22 protein-coding genes are annotated in these 18415 nt (G+C 66.3%); 5 read left to right on the top strand and 17 right to left on the bottom strand.

Going from position 1 to position 18415, the window contains the following annotated elements:
- Window positions 1-14 precede the first annotated feature (14 nt).
- Together ABD287_RS06795 and ABD287_RS06790 are read right to left on the bottom strand one after the other, a co-directional pair.
- Complete coding sequence (locus ABD287_RS06795; protein WP_344169970.1) at window positions 15-1607, bottom strand: hypothetical protein; 1593 nt, start codon at window positions 1605-1607, stop codon at window positions 15-17.
- Window positions 1604-2500, bottom strand: coding sequence for a bifunctional DNA primase/polymerase (locus ABD287_RS06790; RefSeq protein WP_344169967.1), 897 nt, complete (start codon window positions 2498-2500; stop codon window positions 1604-1606). The genes ABD287_RS06795 and ABD287_RS06790 overlap by 4 nt, the downstream gene beginning before the upstream one ends.
- 28 nt (window positions 2501-2528) lie before the next feature.
- Here ABD287_RS06790 and ABD287_RS06785 point away from each other — a divergent pair, with 28 nt between their 5' ends.
- A complete protein-coding gene (locus tag ABD287_RS06785; protein WP_344169964.1) occupies window positions 2529-2699 on the top strand; it encodes a hypothetical protein in 171 nt (56 codons plus the stop codon).
- On the opposite strand, the gene ABD287_RS06780 is transcribed toward ABD287_RS06785, so the two are convergent.
- From ABD287_RS06780 to ABD287_RS06715, 14 genes are all read right to left on the bottom strand, one after another.
- On the bottom strand, window positions 2673-3104 hold the full coding sequence (locus ABD287_RS06780; protein WP_344169961.1) for a hypothetical protein: 432 nt from the start codon (window positions 3102-3104) through the stop codon (window positions 2673-2675). The genes ABD287_RS06785 and ABD287_RS06780 overlap by 27 nt on opposite strands.
- A 200-nt stretch (window positions 3105-3304) precedes the next feature.
- Entirely contained in the window at window positions 3305-5581 is a 2277-nt protein-coding gene (locus ABD287_RS06775) for a hypothetical protein (RefSeq protein ID WP_344169958.1), read from the bottom strand.
- An 18-nt stretch (window positions 5582-5599) separates the two neighbouring features.
- Window positions 5600-6064, bottom strand: coding sequence for a DUF3307 domain-containing protein (locus ABD287_RS06770; protein WP_344169955.1), 465 nt, complete (start codon window positions 6062-6064; stop codon window positions 5600-5602).
- Between the two features lie 121 nt (window positions 6065-6185).
- Window positions 6186-6653 carry a hypothetical protein gene (locus ABD287_RS06765; protein WP_344169952.1) on the bottom strand — a complete coding sequence of 156 codons (468 nt, stop codon included), beginning with the start codon at window positions 6651-6653 and terminating at the stop codon, window positions 6186-6188.
- Between the two features lie 32 nt (window positions 6654-6685).
- Window positions 6686-6823: a hypothetical protein gene (locus tag ABD287_RS06760; protein WP_344169949.1), complete on the bottom strand. Its 138-nt coding sequence runs from the start codon at window positions 6821-6823 to the stop codon at window positions 6686-6688.
- Window positions 6824-6963: 140 nt separating this feature from the next.
- Window positions 6964-7275, bottom strand: a complete 312-nt coding sequence (locus tag ABD287_RS06755; RefSeq protein WP_344170941.1) for a hypothetical protein — start codon at window positions 7273-7275, stop codon at window positions 6964-6966.
- Window positions 7276-7373: 98 nt separating this feature from the next.
- Window positions 7374-8591, bottom strand: a complete 1218-nt coding sequence (locus tag ABD287_RS06750; RefSeq protein WP_344169946.1) for a hypothetical protein — start codon at window positions 8589-8591, stop codon at window positions 7374-7376.
- On the bottom strand, window positions 8591-9304 hold the full coding sequence (locus ABD287_RS06745) for an NUDIX domain-containing protein (RefSeq protein WP_344169943.1): 714 nt from the start codon (window positions 9302-9304) through the stop codon (window positions 8591-8593). Before ABD287_RS06745 ends, ABD287_RS06750 begins: the two co-directional genes overlap by 1 nt.
- A gap of 58 nt (window positions 9305-9362) precedes the next feature.
- A complete protein-coding gene (locus ABD287_RS06740) occupies window positions 9363-9776 on the bottom strand; it encodes a hypothetical protein (RefSeq protein WP_344169940.1) in 414 nt (137 codons plus the stop codon).
- 32 nt (window positions 9777-9808) lie between these two features.
- Window positions 9809-10525, bottom strand: a complete 717-nt coding sequence (locus ABD287_RS06735) for a DUF4097 family beta strand repeat-containing protein (protein WP_344169937.1) — start codon at window positions 10523-10525, stop codon at window positions 9809-9811.
- Window positions 10525-10890 (bottom strand): RRQRL motif-containing zinc-binding protein, encoded by a 366-nt coding sequence (locus ABD287_RS06730; RefSeq protein ID WP_344169935.1) that lies wholly within the window; start codon window positions 10888-10890, stop codon window positions 10525-10527. The genes ABD287_RS06735 and ABD287_RS06730 overlap by 1 nt, the downstream gene beginning before the upstream one ends.
- Window positions 10890-11141: a hypothetical protein gene (locus ABD287_RS06725; protein ID WP_344169932.1), complete on the bottom strand. Its 252-nt coding sequence runs from the start codon at window positions 11139-11141 to the stop codon at window positions 10890-10892. Before ABD287_RS06725 ends, ABD287_RS06730 begins: the two co-directional genes overlap by 1 nt.
- Window positions 11141-11446: a DUF6284 family protein gene (locus ABD287_RS06720; RefSeq protein ID WP_344169929.1), complete on the bottom strand. Its 306-nt coding sequence runs from the start codon at window positions 11444-11446 to the stop codon at window positions 11141-11143. Before ABD287_RS06720 ends, ABD287_RS06725 begins: the two co-directional genes overlap by 1 nt.
- 359 nt (window positions 11447-11805) lie before the next feature.
- Window positions 11806-12090, bottom strand: coding sequence for a helix-turn-helix domain-containing protein (locus ABD287_RS06715; protein ID WP_344169926.1), 285 nt, complete (start codon window positions 12088-12090; stop codon window positions 11806-11808).
- Window positions 12091-12215: 125 nt separating this feature from the next.
- Here ABD287_RS06715 and ABD287_RS06710 point away from each other — a divergent pair, with 125 nt between their 5' ends.
- From ABD287_RS06710 to ABD287_RS06695, 4 genes are all read left to right on the top strand, one after another.
- On the top strand, window positions 12216-12527 hold the full coding sequence (locus ABD287_RS06710; RefSeq protein ID WP_344169923.1) for a winged helix-turn-helix domain-containing protein: 312 nt from the start codon (window positions 12216-12218) through the stop codon (window positions 12525-12527).
- Between the two features lie 266 nt (window positions 12528-12793).
- Window positions 12794-13957, top strand: coding sequence for an NsdA family TPR-like regulatory protein (locus ABD287_RS06705; RefSeq protein ID WP_344169921.1), 1164 nt, complete (start codon window positions 12794-12796; stop codon window positions 13955-13957).
- A gap of 23 nt (window positions 13958-13980) precedes the next feature.
- Window positions 13981-14784: a hypothetical protein gene (locus ABD287_RS06700; RefSeq protein WP_344169919.1), complete on the top strand. Its 804-nt coding sequence runs from the start codon at window positions 13981-13983 to the stop codon at window positions 14782-14784.
- Between the two features lie 635 nt (window positions 14785-15419).
- Window positions 15420-15731 (top strand): hypothetical protein, encoded by a 312-nt coding sequence (locus ABD287_RS06695; RefSeq protein ID WP_344169916.1) that lies wholly within the window; start codon window positions 15420-15422, stop codon window positions 15729-15731.
- Here ABD287_RS06695 and ABD287_RS06690 read toward each other — a convergent pair.
- Entirely contained in the window at window positions 15712-16575 is an 864-nt protein-coding gene (locus ABD287_RS06690; protein WP_344169912.1) for a nucleotidyl cyclase domain-containing protein, read from the bottom strand. The genes ABD287_RS06695 and ABD287_RS06690 overlap by 20 nt on opposite strands.
- Window positions 16576-18415: the final 1840 nt, after the last annotated feature.

Genomic DNA, 18415 nt, shown 5'->3' with positions numbered 1-18415 from the left:
GTTGCGGAGATGGTTCAGCGGTTTTCTTCAGCGGTTGGTCCGGTGGCGGGTTTGTCGACCCAGAACACGTTGCGGTCGCCGCGTTCGTTCTTTGCCTGCCGCAGCACGTAGGGGCCTCGCCACCGGCCGATCTGCCCGGTCAGCAGCCGGCCGAGTCCGAGGGCGTTGGGGAGTCGTCCGCTGGGTGTGGTGATGAACTGCCCTTCCCATCGGTCGATCTCCCGGCCGCCGCCGAAGTCGGGTTCGGCGTCGACGCGTAGTTCGGATGCGGTCATGCGGCGGTCGCCGTGGCGGTCGTGCCAGCAGCCGAGGAACGCCCGCCACCGCACTTCGTCTTCGTCAACCCCGCGGACCTCATCGGTGTTGGTGAGGAACCCGCTGATGTTGTGGTGGGCGAGGAACCCGCCGAGGGCTTGCGCCCAGGGGGTGAACTGGCGCATGGACAGGTTCATCTCCTTGGGCGCGCCCGCCCCGGTCCAGTCCAGGACCAGGACCAGCAGGTGCCACAGCACGGTGAGTTGGTTGGCCGGGACGGTGATCCACTGGTCGAGGTGCGGGATGCCGAATCCGGACTGGTCGCGTTCCTCGGGTCGGGGCATGTTGGGGTCGAGGTGGACGCGGACGGTTCGGGAGGCCATGTCCCCGCCGACTTGCAGGTTGTTGCCGGTGGCCATCCACAGCCGGTCGTTGACCACGGCGAGGGTGCGTGATGAGCCCAGTTGCCGGTCGGACCACACTCCGCCGGTGACGAGCTGGGCGAGGATCGCGGAGTCGATGACGGTGCCTTCGGCGAGGTTGTCGAAGATGACCACCCCGACCTGCTCGGCCAACACGGCGGTGATGGACTTGCGTAGCTCTTCCTCGCTGTACGTCCAGGGCAGCACTCGCTGCCCGTAGAGCATCCCGGGGCCTGCGGTCAGGATCGTTTTGCCGGAGGCGGGCATGGTCGCGTCGATGACCCCGAACGGCGTCAGGCTGCGGGTGTAGTGCCGCAGAATCGGCGTAGCCAACAACGCCACGTAGTTGGCCCGGTCCGCCGGTGTCGACCAAGGGAAGTCGCGCAGGAACCGGCGCAGCAGAAACTGACGCGCCTCGCCCACCTGCTCAGGCGTCGGCCGGTCCGGCACGGGCGGCAGCGCCACCTTCGCGGCCAGATACAGGCCGGTGGCCGGGTCGTAACCGGGCTTTTGCAACAGCGTCCCGTCACGACGCAGCACCGGCGCACCGATCACCCCCCGCAGCGGCGGCACGCCCGGCCACGTCTTACCGGCCAGCACAGCCGACAGGGTTTCCCGCGGCGGGGTCATCTCCTCCTCATACGTTTCGACGCTGCCGCCCTCGTTCTTACGCGCCCGCATCCGGTACACGTAGGCGTGCCCGGCCAGCAGCCCCGCCAGCACCGGCGGGGTGACCGTCGATGCTGAAACAGGCAGCGGCGAATCCTCATCCGCCGCCACGCTGGCCAGACCACCGGACACCTCTTCCATGTGGACCAGCGACCCAGCCGACACGTAGGTATCCGGGAGGATGCCATCGACCAGGGCTTTCTTCACCACACGGATCGATTCGGGACCGGACCCGATCTCCAACCGACGCGGGGCGCTCACGCGGCCACCGCCCGGGGACGCATGGCACCGACCCGCAGACCAGAGGCGACCGTCCGAACCGTCTCCGACTCACCCAGCCCGACCGCGCGTGCCGCGCCTTCCAGCAGCACCCGCGCGTCGTGTTCCGGTAGTGCGCCACCGGCGACCAACTGACCCAACGCGACCGCCGAGACGAACAGGGCGTGATTGCGCTGCCCTTGGGCAGCGCCAGAAAGGTGGGTGAGCTGCCGCCGCACCGCGGCGGCAACATACCTGCTCTGCCGGTCGTGCGCGGCCAGAGCGACTCGCACCGGACCAGAAGCCGGCGTTGACGCAGGCCGGAGCCGGTCGACCAGCCACCCGGGCAGCTCGGCAACGTCGCCCGCCCCGGTGGCGGTGTAGGGGTTGCCGTTGACCACCGAGCCGGCCGCGACGACGTACCCGCCGTGGCCGCGGGTGTCGACCAGCCGAGCCAGCACCCCAGCACTGTTACGCAGCCCCGGCCCGGCAGGTTGCCGGTAATACAGGTGGGTGCCGCCACGCCCGGTCGTCACCGTGAACGTGGCCGGCCCCGGCCGACCCGCGGCCACGGCCGCGAACGCTACGGTTCCCGGTGCCGCGTCGTCGCCTGGTTTGGGCTGGTCGAGGTCCACCACCAGCAGCCCGGACGGCCCGCACGCAATCCCCACGTTGTACGGGCGGGCCGACCACGCCCGCCGAATCCGGTCCGGGTCGATAGTGGCCCGGTCCTGCCAACCGACGTGCCCATCGTGGAGTCGACACCACCGATCCGACAGGTCACACCCGGCCGCGGAGTGCCCGGGAAAGGCGGGCCGCTTATCCCCAGGCCGAAGCGGGAAGACGTACCAACCACGGCCGGCGGCGGTCAGCGCGGCGTCGAGTAGGTCACCCATGATCGATCTCCTTTCGCGCAGGTTGTAGATGGCGGTGCCGTTCGGCGTTGTGGTCGTCATCGATCAGGCGGCCGATCGCTTCGGCGACCTGGGGGACGACGGCGTTGCCCAGGGCGCGGACTCGGGCGCGCTCCGGGTGATGCGGGTCATCGTCTGGGTGGTGATCACTGGGTCACTTGCCATCGGCGTTGTCGCGTAGGGCGTCGGCGTAGCTGTTCGGGGTGAACGGCCGGGCCGGGGCGGGGCGGGGGGCGGTGGGGGCGGTGTAGGTGGCGCGGCGGTAGGTGTTCATCACTGCGCGTCCCCATCGCATTCGCACGCCTTTGCCTCGGCATGGGCGGCAGGCTTTGTTGCGGCGGGTGTGGTGGTGGCCGGTTCCTTTGCATCGCGGGCAGCGGGCGTAGGGGGTGCGGGAGCACTGTTGGGCGTAGACCATCGCGCCGAGGATGGCGGCGGTCAGGCCCCACCAGGGGTGTCCGAGGAGACCGGCGAGGCTACCGACAGTGATCAGTGTGAGTCCGGGGGTGGTCCGGGCGGGTAGCCAGAGCAGGGCGGTGAGCAGGGTGAACATTGCCCATAGCGGGTTGTGGGTGGGGGTGCTCATGAGGGCCTCCGGGCCGGTTTTTGGGTGTGCGGGGTCGTGCCGGGCGCTAGGAGCGAGTCGGCTGGTGGTGGTGTGGTTGGGGGGCGAGGGTGGGGGCTAGCGGACCCGCGAGGCCTCGCGGGGGCACCCGCTAGGCCTCGCGGTCCGATCTAGTCGTGGCGGGGGTCCGGCCGGGCCTGTCTCAGCCCGGCCGTGGGGTGCTAGTTGCCCCGTTTGTTGTCACGCTCGGTGATGGCGGCTTCGAGGTGGTTGAGGCGGATGCCTTTGCGGGTCTTTTCGATCCCGGCGTCGACGGGGGCGTCGGCTGGGCGGATCTGCCCAACGTCGACGGTGGGTGTTTTCCAGCCTGGCGCTTCGGCTTTCACCGCGGCCATCAGGGCGGCTTGTGATTTCCACCGGCCGGGGTGGCGGGTGTTGACCCGGGCGTAGATGACGTCGCCGTGCAGGGCGATGTCGTCGCCGATGAACACCGCGCGTACGTCGTCGAGGGCGCTGTAGGCGGGTGTGGTTTGGGTTTGCTCGACGATGCCTGCCGCCGCCCCGATCAATGTCCCCGCTTTGGTGCGTTCGGTCAGCGCGGACGCGACGATCCGTTTGACGTCGGGGAGCACGAATGTGGTGCGTACTCGGACGGGTTCGCCGCCTTCGGAGCCGATGTACCAGCAGGAGCCTCGGTCGTCGGCGGCGGTGCCGGCCGCGCCGCGGCGGAACGCGGTCGCGTCGACGCCGCGTTTGTAGGCTCCGGTGCCCAGGATCATGTCGTTGCCGGGTTGCCCGTTTTGGTGGAACGCGACTCGCACGATCGGCAGGGAGCTGATCGAGGTTGGGATGGAGTCGGTGTCGGTGCGCTGCGAGGCGATCTCGACGTGGATGCCGCACGCCCGGCCGATCTTCATCAGGTCTGTGAGCAGGGCGGCGATGTCTTTGCCGTGGATCGGGTCGCCGAGACCTTCGTGGATTTCGTCGATGATGACCAGGATCCATGGCATGTTGTGTTTCTTGGAGCGGGCGAGCCGGTCGGTGAGGGCGGCGGCGTTGTTGTCCAGCAGCTCGGAGCCGATTTTCTTCAGGTCGGTGAGGACTTGACGGCGGCGGATGATCTCCCGTTTGAGGGTGGTGAGGAACCCGACCAGCATGCGTGCGGTTTCGGTGGGGTCGGCGTCCGCGCCGTAGGCGAAGCAGACCGGTTCTAGTTCGGCGTAGTCGCCCATGCCCTTGAAGTCGAAGATCGCTATTTGAGCGCCGTCGACGTCGGCGCAGCCCAGGCACGCCAATCCGATCAGGTAGGCGGTTTTGCCTGAGCCGGGGGTGCCGGTGGTGATGCCGTTCGCCCCGGGCAGCGGCCACCGCACGGGGCGGTTGCGTGGGTCGTAGCCGATGGTGCACGGCGCGCCGACGTTGACCGGTTTGCCGAGGTAGGCGAACCGTTTGGGTTTGGTCTGCCCGGGGTCGATGTCCAACACCAGGATCTCGACGTGTCCGGGGACCCCGGTGGGGGCCTGCGACAGGTGCACCATCGCGGGTGGGCGTTTGAGACCACCGGCGATGACGATGGACTTAGCCATCACCATCTGCGTGGTCACACCGGGGATCGGGTGCGTTTCGGCGATCTTCCCGCCCGCGGCGTCGTCGCGGAAGATGACATCGACCGGGGAGTGTCCGGCCTTCACGACCTCCCGGAACTGGGTGATGCCGGTGGCCAGCAACGCGCCGGTGATGGTGTCGTTGGTGACCGGCGGATACGGGGACGGCTCCCGGAACTGCGGGAAGAACGGCGCGGTGCGTGCCCGGCCGTACCAGACCAGCCAGCACCCCAACCCCACCCACCCGGCCAGGGCGGCGTGCCCGAGATTGCTGCGGATCATGTCGCCCCGGCCGAGCCAGATCAGCAAACCAACCAGCCCGACCAAACAGGCCAGCGGCAAGATAGTCCGGGTACGGACCACCCTGCGGCGGTCCTTGACCTCCCGATGCCGCTCAGCGCGGGCCTTGAGCCACGCGTCCACATCCGCTTTACCGTCGACAGCGCCGGCCGTCTGGTCGGCGATGGTGAGGGCCTGACGGTCGTCGACGTAGTTGAAGAAGTCGTTGACCGATCGGGCGATCCCCCGAAACCACCAGCCCGACGCGCGCACACCCCACGCGCCGAGCACCACGATCGTGTTCCACGCATGCCGGTACTTGTAGGTCCACAAGCGGCGGGTCTTGTGCTTCCACCCGACCGCCCATACCCACTGCTTCAACTCCGGCGGCGCGTCCGTGACCTTCGCAGCCACGACCTCGCCTTCCAACACCTCCTGCCCGGCATCTCCCGCCGGCCCGGTAGGCCCCGGCACCGCATCGTTCGGCACCTCAGACGGGACAACAGTCGCGTTGTCGCGGCGCTGCCGCGCGGCCTCCAGATCGACCACCTCGCCCAAGTCAGACTCAGCGGCGATCCAGTCAAAGTCCTCAGCGTTCGGATCAGGGGTGCTCACAGTGTCTGCCCTCCAACGTCAGGCGGCGATGAACAAGGCGGACAGGAACAACCACCCGATGTGCCAGGACTGGTCCAGGGCATGCGCCCCCGTCCCCAACGTGGGGTTGTCATCACGGTCTGGACGCGGCGCGCCCAACACGTAGAAACGGGCAAGGTTGGCGTGCTCGACCAACCACGCGACCACCGCGCGCCGGTCGGCGACGTAGTGACTGACCGCTGAAATCAGCAGGCCGGTCACCGCGGAATCGACGTCGGGTCGCCACCCGGTCGCGGCGGCCAGGAACACCAACGCCACACACGCCGTGAGCGTGTAGGTGGTCACGTGGGTGGCGCAGGCCAACCGGCCCACCCACCCCGGTCGGGCCTTAGTGACGGCCTGGTGGTCGGTCTGGACCCAGTAGTCACCGACCTGGTGGGCGGCGAACAACGCCGCGAACACCCCGCCGATGGCAGCAAGCTCAGTGTGTGGATCTGACAGCATGGGAAGTCCTCACCTCAAAAGGGGGCGGGACCCCAACCGCATGGTTGAGGTCCCGTCATAAGGGGTTGAGCCGGCGGCGCAGCACAGGTTGGTAGCCGGTGGGCTGCGCCGCCGGGCGTAATCAGTTCTCGGGCGACGGGGTGAACGTCATACCGTGCAGGTTCCCGAGCGTGGCCATGTGCGTGTTGCCGTCGAGGTGGGTGATGACCTCACCGAAGTTTTGACCGACCGTGATCCGCACGTTGCCGTCGGCGTCGCGGACAGTCACGCTCTCCCCGTTGCCGGCCCCAGCCGGACGCTGGGACGGAACCTGCCCGGCCGGGTTGGCGGGGGCGGGGGTGCCAATGCGGTCGATGTGGATGGTCCCCTCAAGGCGTTCGATCACCGTGCCGTGATTGCGGTCCACCACCACCGGCCCCCGCACCCCCTCCGGCACAGCCACCGCGTCCGGTGCGGCCACCGGGTCCGGGGTGGTTACCGGGTCCGGGGTGATCACCGGCTCGGGGGTGGTGTCGTTGCTGGTGACGCCTGCGCTGTGGCCACCGGCCCCGGAGCAGCGACGTCCGCCATTGGCTTTACTGCGACACATAACAAGTCCTCTCAGTCAAAGAATGGGGTGTTTCAGTGGGTGAGCGCCCCTAGGAACGTTCCGACCGCCTCGACAATCGACTTCACGGTTCCGGCGGCCCCGGTGGGGTTGTTAAACAGGTAAAACCCGCCCACCACAACAGCGATCAGGCCGAACAACTTGGATTTCATCAGCTCTCCAACCAGTCAGATCAGAACGGCGGTTCGTCGCTCAACGCCCCACCCACGGCAGCCGTAGGCGGCGCGGCGGCAGCCCACTGCGGGCGCGCCGCAACGGTCGCACCCGCAGTGGGGCCAAGGTCCGCCGGCGATCAGGCAGCCGTCAGGGCGGTGAGTTGCTCGATGGTGGCCGTGTCGAGCTGCGCGGTGTTGTCGGTGTAGTCGGTGGCGTTGGCGTAGAACTCCCAGCCATGCCACGTCGGGTAGGCGTTCATCGACCGGTAGGCGCGGCCGTCGTCGGTCGTACCGTCGTGCTCCCCGGTCAGCATCTCCGGGTCGTTGAGTCCGGCCAGATCCAGCCACGACTTCAGCTCACCGATGCTGTCGAAGGTCACCGACAGCGACACCCCAGGGGTATGGACATATACGGCGCTCGGGTTGGCCAGCAACAACAGTTCGGCCATAACCGCGCGCCGGTTCTTGTGGGCGTTCAACACAGACTCCTCATGTCGAAATGGGCGGTCCGGAACCGTAATGCCGGCACCAGCGGTCAGGGTGTCGGTCATGCGGCGACCTCCATCGACTCCCCGATGGCGGTCGTTTTGTTGGGTGTTTCTGCTGGTGCCGTGTCGGTTGGTGCCGGCGGCGGGGTAGGCAGGTAGCGGCGGGCGGTGCGTTCGGAGACACCGGCTTTGGCGGCGATCTGCGCCGGGGTGCCTGCCGGCAACTTGGCGGCGGCACGGGCCACTTTCTGCGCCGATTCCGACCGGGTTTGGACCCGCCGTGCCGGCGGCACCCGCACCGAAGACGCCGCCACCACGCCGGCAGGCACGGCAGGGTTGGTGCCGGCATCTGCCGGCAGGCCCGCCGACGTGCCCGAACCGGTGTCTTGCCCCGTGCCCGGTCCGGTGGGCTGTGCGGTAGTGGCGTGTTGACGGGTGTCGACCCACGTTCGGGCGCGGGCCAGCCCGGCGCGTAGAGCGGTCACGGCCTGTTCGGCGGTGTCCTGCGTGGCGGTGTCCAGCTCTGCCGGGTGCTGCCACCAGGTGGCCCGGTCGACGCGTTGCCTGACTTCGGCGATGACGTCGTCGTCGGCGGTCAGCGACAGCCGGGCCAGACGCCGTTCGTGCCGGCGGGCGGTTTTCTTGGTGGCGTGTCGGCGTTGGTGCTCGATGCGGGTCATCCGGGCGATCAACCGGTCCCGATCCAGCGTCACCGCGTCCCGCTCGCCCGGCTCGATCGCGCCCACCGCCAACAGCAGCCGTCGCGGTGTCCACCGCCACGACGTACGACCGAGTTCCTCGGTGGTGCCGTCGGCGGTCATGCCCAGCCACCACTGACCTACCGCTAGCAGCGGGATCGCGATCCGTAGCGCCCCTTCGGTGGCGGTGTCCCCGGCTAGGGAAACCACGCACGCCTCAGCTACCGCGACCGCCCACGCGAACCGGCCGTGCTTGCCCGGGTTCCCGTGAACACGCTGGTGGCGTTGGGCGCGCAGCATCGCCGATGCCATCAGCGACGTGAACACGAACAGGGCCGGCACCGCGAACGCGGCACCCAAATCCAGGGTGCCGGTGGACACCTCCCACATGCCTTCGGCCGACCACGCCAACGTCAGCACCAGGGCCACACCATCAACCCACCGGTCCGGGCGTCCTCTACGGGCGTGCCGCACCACCCCTGCCACCACCAGCAGCAGGACGGTTGCGGCCCCGGCGGCCAACACAACGCCCTCACGGTGAGCCGACAGCCAGCCGGCCCAACCCGTCAGGGTGCCCATCACCGGCCACCCCCACACAGGCCCAGCAGCCGGCGGTGCGCCGCATACAGCCGACCCCCGCCGTCAGCGACCGCCACCAGCAGGGTGTCCAGATCGGCGAACGGCCACCACCGGGCCTCCAACGCGTCACTGCCAGCGGTAGCCGGCGACGTTTCGGGTAGGCGGTAGTGGGCGACGGTCGACACCACCCACGACTCGTCGGTGTTGCGCGGGTCATCGACGTAGGTGGTGGTCAGGATCTGCGCGCGGTAGCCGGCCAGGTCAACGCCGGTTTCCTCCCGCAGCTCCCGCACCAACGCGGCCGGGACGGTCTCGCCCGGGTCGACCATCCCGCCGGGGATGGCCCACTGGCCGCAGTCGTCGCGGCGGATCAGCAGCACCCGCCGGTCGGCTCCGGCGCCGGTGGTGACGATCGGGTCAGCGGCCTGGTTTTCACCCCACCGGCCCAACCGGCGGCCGGTGTATCCGGTGCGGCCGGACGGGTTACGCGGACGGCCCCCGACCACCTGAAACGGAATCAGCGCGGCGGCTTGACGTTGCGGCCAGTCGTTGACTGCCGGGAAGAACGCCGGTTCAGCCCAGCCAGCCGCGACCGAGGCATCCAACCCCGGACCAGGCTGTAGCTCCGGCGGGGTAGCGAACGTCGGCATGTACAGCGGCCACGGCACCGACCACGACCGCAAATGCTCAGGGATCTTGTTGTTGGGCAGCACGAAACACCCTCCACAAAGGGGAAGAAGAAATTGGGAAAGGGAAGCAGAAGGGGGTGGGTTAGCAGCCGGGGCAGTGCCGGCCACCGCCGCCGAGTAGCCGCAGCACCACCACGATCAGCACCACGGCGGTGACCAGCGCCCCGATCAGCAGCGCCAGGTGGGTGGCGATCCACAGGTAGGCCAGGTGCAGCAGCCACACCAACGCCCCGACCATGGCCAGGCCAGCGGTGGCACCGAACGCGATCAGAGCCGGCCGCACCCAACCAGCCGAACCGCCAGCCGGTTTCGTGACCGGTGCCGGGACAGCCCTCGCCAACCGGGGCGGGTCGGCATCTGGCAGGGCGGTGCGGGCGCGCAGGGTCAACGACACCCGACCATCAGCCGTGGGTTTCGGGGCGGTCATGGCCACCAGGTCACCGGTTTGGGCGTGGCGGCGTAGTAGGGCGGCTACCTCGGTTGTTGTTCCGGTCACGTGCCGGTCCACCGTGTGGGGCCGCACCGCCGTCAGTCCCGGGTGCGGACTCGGCCGGACATCGACCGGGCGTGGACGGTGGCGGCCGGGCCGGTCACGGTCACGTCCCCCGACATCGAACTAGCCCGCACATTCACCGGGGCGGCGGCGTTGACGTGGATGTCGCCGGACATGGTCGAGAACCGCCCATCCCCGGTCAGGTGCCCTACCCGAATATCGCCGGACATTGACTTGACCTCCGGTGCGAACACCGCGTCCAGGTGAACGTTCCCGGACATCGTGTTCACCCACGCTGTGTGGAGCTGGCCGACGGCGATGACGTCGCAGGACTGCCCGGCGGCGACCAGCCCGCTACCGGGCGGGACAGTGACCTCAACCACGATCGGCGCTACCGCTCCCACGATCGCCGTTCCGCCACCGGCTTGCACGTTGCCGAACCGGTCGATCACCACCCCGGTCACCGACCCTGTGACGATGCCCAGGTTCTGGATTACCGAGATTGAGCCGCCGTTGACGTGTGTGACGGCGGGGGGCTTCGGCAGCCGCACCGTCAGCCGACCGGCGGTCTCGGTGAACGTCGCGCCGGTCACCATGTCGGCGGCCTGCCCGATGTCGTCGATGGTCGACACCCGCACCGTGGTCCGGTCGGCGTCCGGGTCGACCTTCACCGCGATCGTTCCTGCGGGCAGGTCAACATCGTAGGTCAACGCACCGACGTGGACGCTGGTGTGAAGTTTCTTCGTTGCCATTAGCGGGCTCCTTCAGCACAGTCGAGGCACTCACCAAGTGAGCGGGGGATGTAGTAGTCGCGCACCACGCCGCAGGTTCGGCAGGTGCGGCGGGCCGCCAGCGCGGCGTCGATCGCGCGGCGCTGAGCAGGGGTCGCGGTTCGCTTCGGCGCGGCTAGCGCCACCCGGTAGAGGTAGGCGACCCGCTCACCGCCGACACCACGCCAGCGGATCTGAGCGGCAACGTCTTGACCAGCCGGCCGTAGACCATCGCGGCGTAACTGCCGGACCGTGGCGTAGCCAGCCGGAGCGCCTCCCCACCAGAAGGTTGGGATGCCGTACCGGACGCCTTCCGGGTCGTGGAACTGGGTTCGTATGCGACCCATCACGCCGCCCGCTGGGCCGGGACACTCACCGGTCGGCGGACGATGACCAGATGCCCAGCGGTCAGTAGCCACGGAAAGCCCGGGCCGGACTCAGCGGTGATGACCTGTGTGGAGCGGGTGAACCGGTCACCAGCCAGCAAGTCGGTAACCCGCTCCCACTGCCGCGACGGCGTGAGTACCTCGTCGCCGATCCGCAGGTCAGCGGGCAGGCAGGTCGACCGCGGCAGCGGTCGGGCGGTCCGGGCGGCCATCAGGCGGCCCGGGTCTGGCTCAGCGACACCACCACGTTGGTCCGCGACGCCTGGTCCACGGCGACGCGCAACACCTGATCGGTAGCGCGCCGCAGCCGGCGGCGGTCCAGCTCGGTCGGGTGTTCGCGGTGGGCCATGACGCACTCAGCGTCGACCACGGCCAGCTCAGCGACGATCAGCGGCCACTCATCCTCGATGGCCTGTAGGTCGGCCGGGGTCGGGTCGTTGAGGTACTGCTGTGTCTCATCTACCAGCACCACTACCGGGATCGGCGGGGTGTGGGACGTACGATTAACGCGCTTCATCGATCGTTCCTCTCGAATGATCAAACAGAAGGCGTGGGCGGCGCTCGAACGCCAACCCACGCACCACCACCCCAGACTTGGGGGTGGCCAGCGGGAACCCCGGCCGGTGCGTCAACACCGGCCAGGGCCCGCCACCCGGCAACCAACACCGGGCCAGATCAGCCCCATGAGCAGGGCAAACAACAAGTCGAGCAACGGGAACCTGAGCCCCGCAAGGTGACCTTTTGCTACTCGGGGAGATCACTGCCCCCACGCTGTTGAGTTCTCAATAAACAAGTGCCTGACCTGCGAGGCGCGCGCCGCGTCTTGCAGCGCCTTCCCCGGCTTCCGGTGGGCGGTTTGGGCTGATCACCGAGCAGCTAGGCCGTGCGGCCGCTCACCGAGCCGATGCTGTCAACGCCGCCCAGGGCAAGCGCTTCCGCTTCCATCTGATCGATGGCCGCGGCGGGGACGACGTAACGGCCACGCACCCGGATCGCAGGAAACTGGCCGCCTCGTATGGCGCGGTAGAGCGTCGGCTCTGACAGCCCGAGCAGTCGGGCGGCTTCAGCCACGGCGTAGAACCGCTTTCTGCTGGCACTGTCTGTGGTGTTTCTCCCGATAATCACTGCGGTCCTCCATGTCCCGGCGTTCCATATGTACATGGTGTTCATGGTGCATATGGATTGTCAAGAGCTGTACCTCGAAAAACTTCCGTGATGAACTTGGACTAGGTGCAGATAGTGCTTACGGATCTCTGGGGGTCAGCTTGAGCAGGCAGGCGGCGTACATGCGAATCGCAGATGAGCTGCGGGAACGCATCCAAAACGGCACCTACCCCATCGGAGGGACGCTCCCGTCAACCACCGCGCTCATGGCTGAGTTCGGCGTGTCCATCACCGTCGCGCGCGGGGCCGTCAAGGAGCTTCAGGCAGAAGGGGTGGCAGTCGGCCAGCCAGGCAAGGCTGTCTACGTCGAGCAGCTCCCGAACGACCGAGGTGATGCGGCACCGGGAATCGCGGACCGACTGGACCGCCTCGCGGCTACTGTCCAGCGACTCGAAAGCCGCGTCGCGGTCCTGGAGGGCCGCGCCAGCGCCTAGGCCCGACCGTAACGTGCTCACGTATGTCATGTCGCACCCTCCGTTCGGCGTTCTTCGCTGATGTGACCAGTCAACTCCCTCGGCTCCCCTTCAACCACGAACCGGTCAAGCACTCGCACCGAACTGGCGGCGCACTCTGACCGCCGAGGCCACCCGGGACACGCGGATACACTGCGATCTACTGTCATCACTGCCGGGGGTGCGAGTTGCCAGTCGTCGCAACATGGCGTGGCCGGAGCGCCCGCGCGCTCCGGCTCGCGCTACGGATGAGCGGCGACGACTTCGCGGCCATGTTGGGTGCGTCAGGCCGCGGTGTAGTCAAGTGGGAAGCCGCACCGGACGCCGAGCTGGCGTTGAGAAGCCAGGAGCTGTTAGACACTGCGCTGGAACGCACCGATGCCAACGCTTGCGCTCGTTTTGTTCAGCTCCTCGATGAGACAGAACCGCAGCCCAATCGCCCAACCCTCATCGTCCCCGAGCCACAGGCGATGCTGATCCCGCGACAGCGAGTCTCCGCCGGCGGCGTACGTACACCGACGCCCGAGCTGGTGGAGAGCCTGCGGCGCTCACTCCGCGATCACTACACGGCCGACAACCTGCTAGGCCCACGCGCTCTCTTGCCAGTCATCACGGCATACGCGGAAACCGTGGAGCAGGTCCGTCGGAATGCATCCGGGAAGCTGCTAGACGACCTCCTGGGCATCGGAGCTGGTTACGCCGAGTTTGCGGGGTGGTTGTCCCAGGACGCTGGCGAACTCGACGCGGCTACACACTGGTACCGCCGAGCCCTCGAATGGGCTGAGTGCGGCCGCGACGACAGGATGGCATCGTTCGTGCTCACCCGGCGGGCTGCTCAGGCCGTTAGCGCGCGGGACGGTGACTACGCCGCAAGACTCGCTCGTGCCGCCCAACGTGGCGATTCCCCGCTAACGACCCGCGTTCGCGCCATCGCCGTGCAGACCGAGGCCCTGGGCCACGCCATCGCCGGCAACCCTAACGGCGTCGACGATGCCTTGGAGCGCGCAGCGGCCTTGGTCGACTCCGAGGGCGAAGCGTACGAAGGGGATCCGTCGGCAGGCCGCTACTGTGAGATGCCTCTCTACCTGGCCATCTCGACGGCCAAGTGCCAGCTTGAGCTAGGCAGGGCCGGCGCTGCCATCGACGGATTCACGGCTGTTCTGAACGCGCTGCCTGCCGACTACCACCGGGACCGAGGGCAGTACCTCGCCAGGTTGGCCCACGCCTACGCCCTTGCCGGGCAGCCGGATGAGGCGTGCGGCAATGCGGAAGAATCGCTCGCGATCGCGCTGGCCACGGGCTCGTCTCGCACGCTAGTCGATCTGCGCGGCATCGCCGGCTACCTGGATCGATGGGCCACATATCCGACCGTCTCGCAGTTGCGTGAGAGGCTAGAGACCGCAGCGGTCTAACCCCCCCGACGGAAGGTGCGAACGTGTTCGCAATCGCCACCGATGGCGCACCGGGACGACCCAACGAAGACTTCGTGATCGCGACCACCGACCTGGTAGTGGTGGTCGACGGTGCCGGAATCCCATTCGGCGGGTGCTCGCACGGCGTCGCCTGGTACGCGCGTCAGCTGGGCACCCGCACACTCGCGGCTCTGGTGACCTCCCCGGAAATGCCGCTTACCGAGGGACTCCGCCAAGGACTCGCCGACACGGCAGCGATGCACGCCGACACCTGTGACCTCACCAACCCCGGGACACCCTGCGCCGCCGTAGGCGTGCTCCGTATAGGCGCAGAGACGGTGGACACCCTCGCCCTCTCAGATGTAACCATCGTGGTTGAGACAGGCGACGGCCCACAGATTACCTGTGACCTCGCGATCGAAGAGCTGAACGGCACCGAGCCTGACTCGCTCCGTGGAATGCACTTCGGGTCTGCGGAGCATGCGGACGCACTTGCCCAGCTCGTAGCGCGTCAGACCGCTACCCGTAACCGACCCGACGGATGGTGGGTGGCCGCGGAGAACCCCGCGGCTGCGGACTACGCGCATACCCGGACCTTTGCGCGGACTGACGTGCGCCGAATGCTGGCAATCTCGGACGGTGCGACCAGACCGGTCGATCAGATGGGGATCTATGCCTGGCCAGAGTATCTCGACCTCTTGGACAAGGTCGGTCCGGTTGATCTGCTCGCCCACGTTCGAGCAATTGAGAATGACGATCCGATCGGCGTCCGCTACTCACGTACCAAGCGCCACGACGACGCAACAATTGCACAGTTCATCGGCTGATTCTCTGGCCGCTCCGCCACGCCAACTGTCGGGGCCGGTTGCCATCGAGCGGAGCGCAGGCCAAAGCAGACCCCGCCCCGCCTACAGCGCCGACGGCTAGACGGGCGAGATGTAGGTGAAGAACGCTGTTCAGTTGCCCCCTGACCTGCGGGCACGTCCTTCAACGCGTCAACGCGGATATGCGCCCCTTCGGTGAAAGCGCTGAACCCCCGCCGCGGGCCTCCAGCACGATCCAGTGGTAGCCGCGGCCAGACATCATCGGTTCGCCGTCCTTATCCGACGGCTCGCCAATGCTCCCTGGCGACACGACCGTGGTCGGGAGGGCGTAGTCGGTTCACATACCGTGGTAAGTGGGATGTGCGCATGCCTGAAGGCAGGGCCTGTAGCCCTTTCGGCACACTATCATTGACAGAATCCGTCGTCCGCCGATGTAATTGCTATTCACCCAGCTCGATACGTGCCCGTCTCGCCTTACGGCGACCAAACCGACGTGCCACGACCGCGTTCATTTCCGTAAGTGCTGCTGCGGCGGATCGAGGACCAAAAGTTCCAAGGTTCATCTCTCCCGCGGATCGGATCGGCGGTGAAGACCAGGCTTCCCGACAGGACGTGCCGACTTCTACGGACAGTTTTCTATGACAACGATCGAAAGCCTCGGCGACCACGCGACTGTCTGTGGCGACCCAGGCTCGATGCTGCGCGAGCTTTTCTTGTATGCGATGTCCTCGTTCCGCCAGGGCGGAAATTACTTCGGGCGCATCGTCGACACGTCGGCGAATCCGGTATGGGTATTCGACCCACTCTGCGAGCAGTTCCACCATATCGGCATAGCGTTGACGCCGCATGTCGGAGGCTGCCTGAAACTTGGCCACCCCACCGCTGACGAGCGCGCCGAACGCACTAGATCCGGCAATCAAGAGCACGGTCTCAGTGATAGTCATTTGTGAACCAGTTTCTTCGCTTATGGCGATTGTCGATTGCTATATATGAACCCGGCTGACCTTTCGCTACGCCTTTCATTTCGCAAGCAACTGCAATGGCCCGATCCAAGATCCAGGGGTCCTGCGGGAAATGAGGCGACACGCCGATCGACAAGGTTACGAGCGCGGCTTTGTGTAGGCGTCCCCTTTGATCTGTTAACTCGACGTAGCCCCTGCGCGCATCGACAGGGTCATAGAGCTTATCTGCACGGATTTCAAATTCCAATACAACGTGCCTACATAAAGTGACAACGTCGTCCGCGTCGCAAAGCATCAAGAAGTCATCGCCGCCGATATGAAAAGCGTCTGCTTTCCCCGGGGAAGCCTGGATTGCCTCAACGAAAGTGCTGGATAGAGTTCGGATCAATTCGCCTGCTCGGATTGGTCCGTAAGTATCGGAGAACGGCTTCATTCGATCAATATCGGCGTAAGCGATTGCAAATGCTTTTCCTCGATTGACGTAGCCCCTTGCTCTGCCGGGGAAAACTAGCGTCCCGGGCAGTTCGGTCGACGGAGATAAGTCCAATAGGCTGTCGCGGCGTTGAATAAAATGGCTTAAATGCGTTAGGGCAAGTCTGAAGTCATCTAACGGGTAGATGAGGTCAATCCCGGCAGTAATGCACTCCAGGCGATTTACTGGTCCCTCGGAAAGCATCAAGATAGGTGGAGGAAAAGGAGAGCCAGTGTTGCGAATGTCGGCAAACATCTGAGTTGTCCCAAGCGTAAGTGAGCGGACGACAATGATGATTGCTTCAGCTTGACAATCGGCAAGCCAATGACTTACTTGCTCTGGGCCGACCTTATAATGCACCCTAACTCGCGAATTTCCGAGGGCACAGAGAATCCGGGAATCGTCTACGCCATCACTAGTTATGACAGCTATTCGATACGGGGAGAATGGCTGGCTAACTTGTGAAGCGGGGTCAAGCATTCCGAGACCAGCCACGGGCCCTCCTGGGTGACCTGCACGAACACGCAGAACTACTGCACGCCTACACCGTAGACGTTACCGGCCACTGTAGACTCGACCCGAGCCGAGCCGGTGCGCACCAACCTCACCAAGCTAGGAGACTTGGGGTAGCCCGCGCTGCCAGCAGGATGCGCGCTGGCTGGCTGCCGAAATGCAGCCAGGTCGCAGCCGTGATCGGGTGAAACCGATTGGGCGATCATGGCCGAGCGGCTACGAGGCGGGCAGGATCGACGAACCGGAGAGGACCCAGGTGGCAATGGTTGTCGCATAGGGCTGGGTGCCCTTTGCTCGTGACCCAGGCGTCGCAGGTTGAGGACCGGTTCCCACCCAACAGGAAAGACGACCCCTCAAAGATCCGTTTCGAAGCCGTTTTCCCGGTCGGTTCAGCTAATCCCTAGGCCGCGTCCCTTTCGCCCTGACTTCGTCATTGGGATCGAGGGGCCGTCGTGTCGCCGCTGAAGATCACTCCTGTCTCCTTGTCCGCTGCCAGTCGAACGCGGCCCGGGGTCCCTGCGGGGGGAAGCTCGGCGCTGCCGACTTAGTCGCTCCCGTTCGTGCATCGGGAACCACGACCCGCGGCTCCCACCCCGCTACCGAGCGACACGACGACGCCACAGTTCCGCATTACCTCGCTGGTTAGCCCCGACTCCAGGGAGAAACTTTGGTTGCCATCGGGCACGACGAGCTTCGGTCATTAGTCGTCACAAACGCTGTAGTCGGACTTTGCTCGGCTGCGGTGATTGCCCCAAGTATCGCCAGACAGGAAGGCGATTCATTAATTGCGGGGGTGGCTGGTGCACTTTGTGTGACAATTTTACTACGCGGCCCGTCTGCACTTATTGAGCTTTGGCTTTCCAGACGCCAGGGACGCCGGTTGGTTCACTCGGCGAATGTTGCGGGCATCGTTTTCGCGATGTGTGTTGGTGCAGTCAATGGAGGCACGCCAGAAGTCGAAGGGCCGTACCAGGACGGCCTTCTGACGAATGAGGCCGCAGCAGCACTAGTGGCAACCTATCTATTCTTGACTCTAGGTTTTTTGATTATCGAAGCAGCCTGTTTAGGGCTTTATAGAGCTGTCCGTTCGCCAGGAACCAATGGGCCTCCACGCGCGACATCGCCACAGATGGCCGCTCTTGGCGACCCCACTTCGTCCGGCACAACGACTACAACTCAAAGCTCTGAAGCTGACCGCGAGGCAGCAACGGCCCCCGCGTCCGCGGATACCGCAATACGAAACGACGCAGCTGCCGCCCTCGGTGTGACGACAGGTCTAGCCAGCCTCGTTCAGGGCTTCGACGGAGCTAGCCCCTGGCGAACCGCCGGTGGATTAGGTCTCGGGATTCTGGGATTAGTGGCAATTTATGGCCCGACAATCGCCGGCCGGATCCGCCGCCACAGTCGCAAAAGACGCTGACTAGTCGGTGAAGGAACGGCCGATCACCTTGAAGTTTACCGCCTCTGCGGCAGGCTTTCTTGATCTGTGGTTCCGGCCTTACCTGCCATCGGCAAGGGGGTCGCCCACCGCGCGAGACCCTTGGCGAACGCGTACCGACCTTCGATGAGCGTTCTTCATCGTGAACAATGAGGTGATCTCAACGAGGGTTCGGTAGGTACCGGTATTCGAAGTGGGTGAGGTGGACGGCTGCGCGGACGATGTCGCCGAGGTTTCGGGGGCTGGCCG

The sequence above is a fragment of the Pilimelia columellifera subsp. columellifera genome (assembly GCF_039532605.1).
In the GTDB taxonomy this organism is placed as follows: domain Bacteria; phylum Actinomycetota; class Actinomycetes; order Mycobacteriales; family Micromonosporaceae; genus Pilimelia; species Pilimelia columellifera.
The sequence above is the reverse complement of the archived record's forward strand: the minus strand, read 5'-3'. Positions and strand labels throughout refer to the sequence as shown.

Excerpts from the sequence above, each read along its gene's own strand:
- ABD287_RS06720 (WP_344169929.1), bottom strand. The coding sequence starts at position 11,446 with ATGAAGCGCGTTAATCGTACGTCCCACACCCCGCCGATCCCGGTAGTG.
- ABD287_RS06705 (WP_344169921.1), top strand. The coding sequence starts at position 12,794 with ATGAGCGGCGACGACTTCGCGGCCATGTTGGGTGCGTCAGGCCGCGGT.
- ABD287_RS06695 (WP_344169916.1), top strand. The coding sequence starts at position 15,420 with ATGACAACGATCGAAAGCCTCGGCGACCACGCGACTGTCTGTGGCGAC.
- ABD287_RS06715 (WP_344169926.1), bottom strand. The coding sequence starts at position 12,090 with ATGTACATATGGAACGCCGGGACATGGAGGACCGCAGTGATTATCGGG.
- ABD287_RS06755 (WP_344170941.1), bottom strand. The coding sequence starts at position 7,275 with ATGGCCGAACTGTTGTTGCTGGCCAACCCGAGCGCCGTATATGTCCAT.
- ABD287_RS06760 (WP_344169949.1), bottom strand. The coding sequence starts at position 6,823 with ATGAAATCCAAGTTGTTCGGCCTGATCGCTGTTGTGGTGGGCGGGTTT.
- ABD287_RS06735 (WP_344169937.1), bottom strand. The coding sequence starts at position 10,525 with ATGGCAACGAAGAAACTTCACACCAGCGTCCACGTCGGTGCGTTGACC.
- ABD287_RS06730 (WP_344169935.1), bottom strand. The coding sequence starts at position 10,890 with ATGGGTCGCATACGAACCCAGTTCCACGACCCGGAAGGCGTCCGGTAC.
- ABD287_RS06750 (WP_344169946.1), bottom strand. The coding sequence starts at position 8,591 with ATGGGCACCCTGACGGGTTGGGCCGGCTGGCTGTCGGCTCACCGTGAG.
- ABD287_RS06765 (WP_344169952.1), bottom strand. The coding sequence starts at position 6,653 with ATGTGTCGCAGTAAAGCCAATGGCGGACGTCGCTGCTCCGGGGCCGGT.
- ABD287_RS06790 (WP_344169967.1), bottom strand. The coding sequence starts at position 2,500 with ATGGGTGACCTACTCGACGCCGCGCTGACCGCCGCCGGCCGTGGTTGG.
- ABD287_RS06725 (WP_344169932.1), bottom strand. The coding sequence starts at position 11,141 with ATGGCCGCCCGGACCGCCCGACCGCTGCCGCGGTCGACCTGCCTGCCC.
- ABD287_RS06770 (WP_344169955.1), bottom strand. The coding sequence starts at position 6,064 with ATGCTGTCAGATCCACACACTGAGCTTGCTGCCATCGGCGGGGTGTTC.
- ABD287_RS06785 (WP_344169964.1), top strand. The coding sequence starts at position 2,529 with ATGGCGGTGCCGTTCGGCGTTGTGGTCGTCATCGATCAGGCGGCCGAT.
- ABD287_RS06780 (WP_344169961.1), bottom strand. The coding sequence starts at position 3,104 with ATGAGCACCCCCACCCACAACCCGCTATGGGCAATGTTCACCCTGCTC.
- ABD287_RS06710 (WP_344169923.1), top strand. The coding sequence starts at position 12,216 with ATGCGAATCGCAGATGAGCTGCGGGAACGCATCCAAAACGGCACCTAC.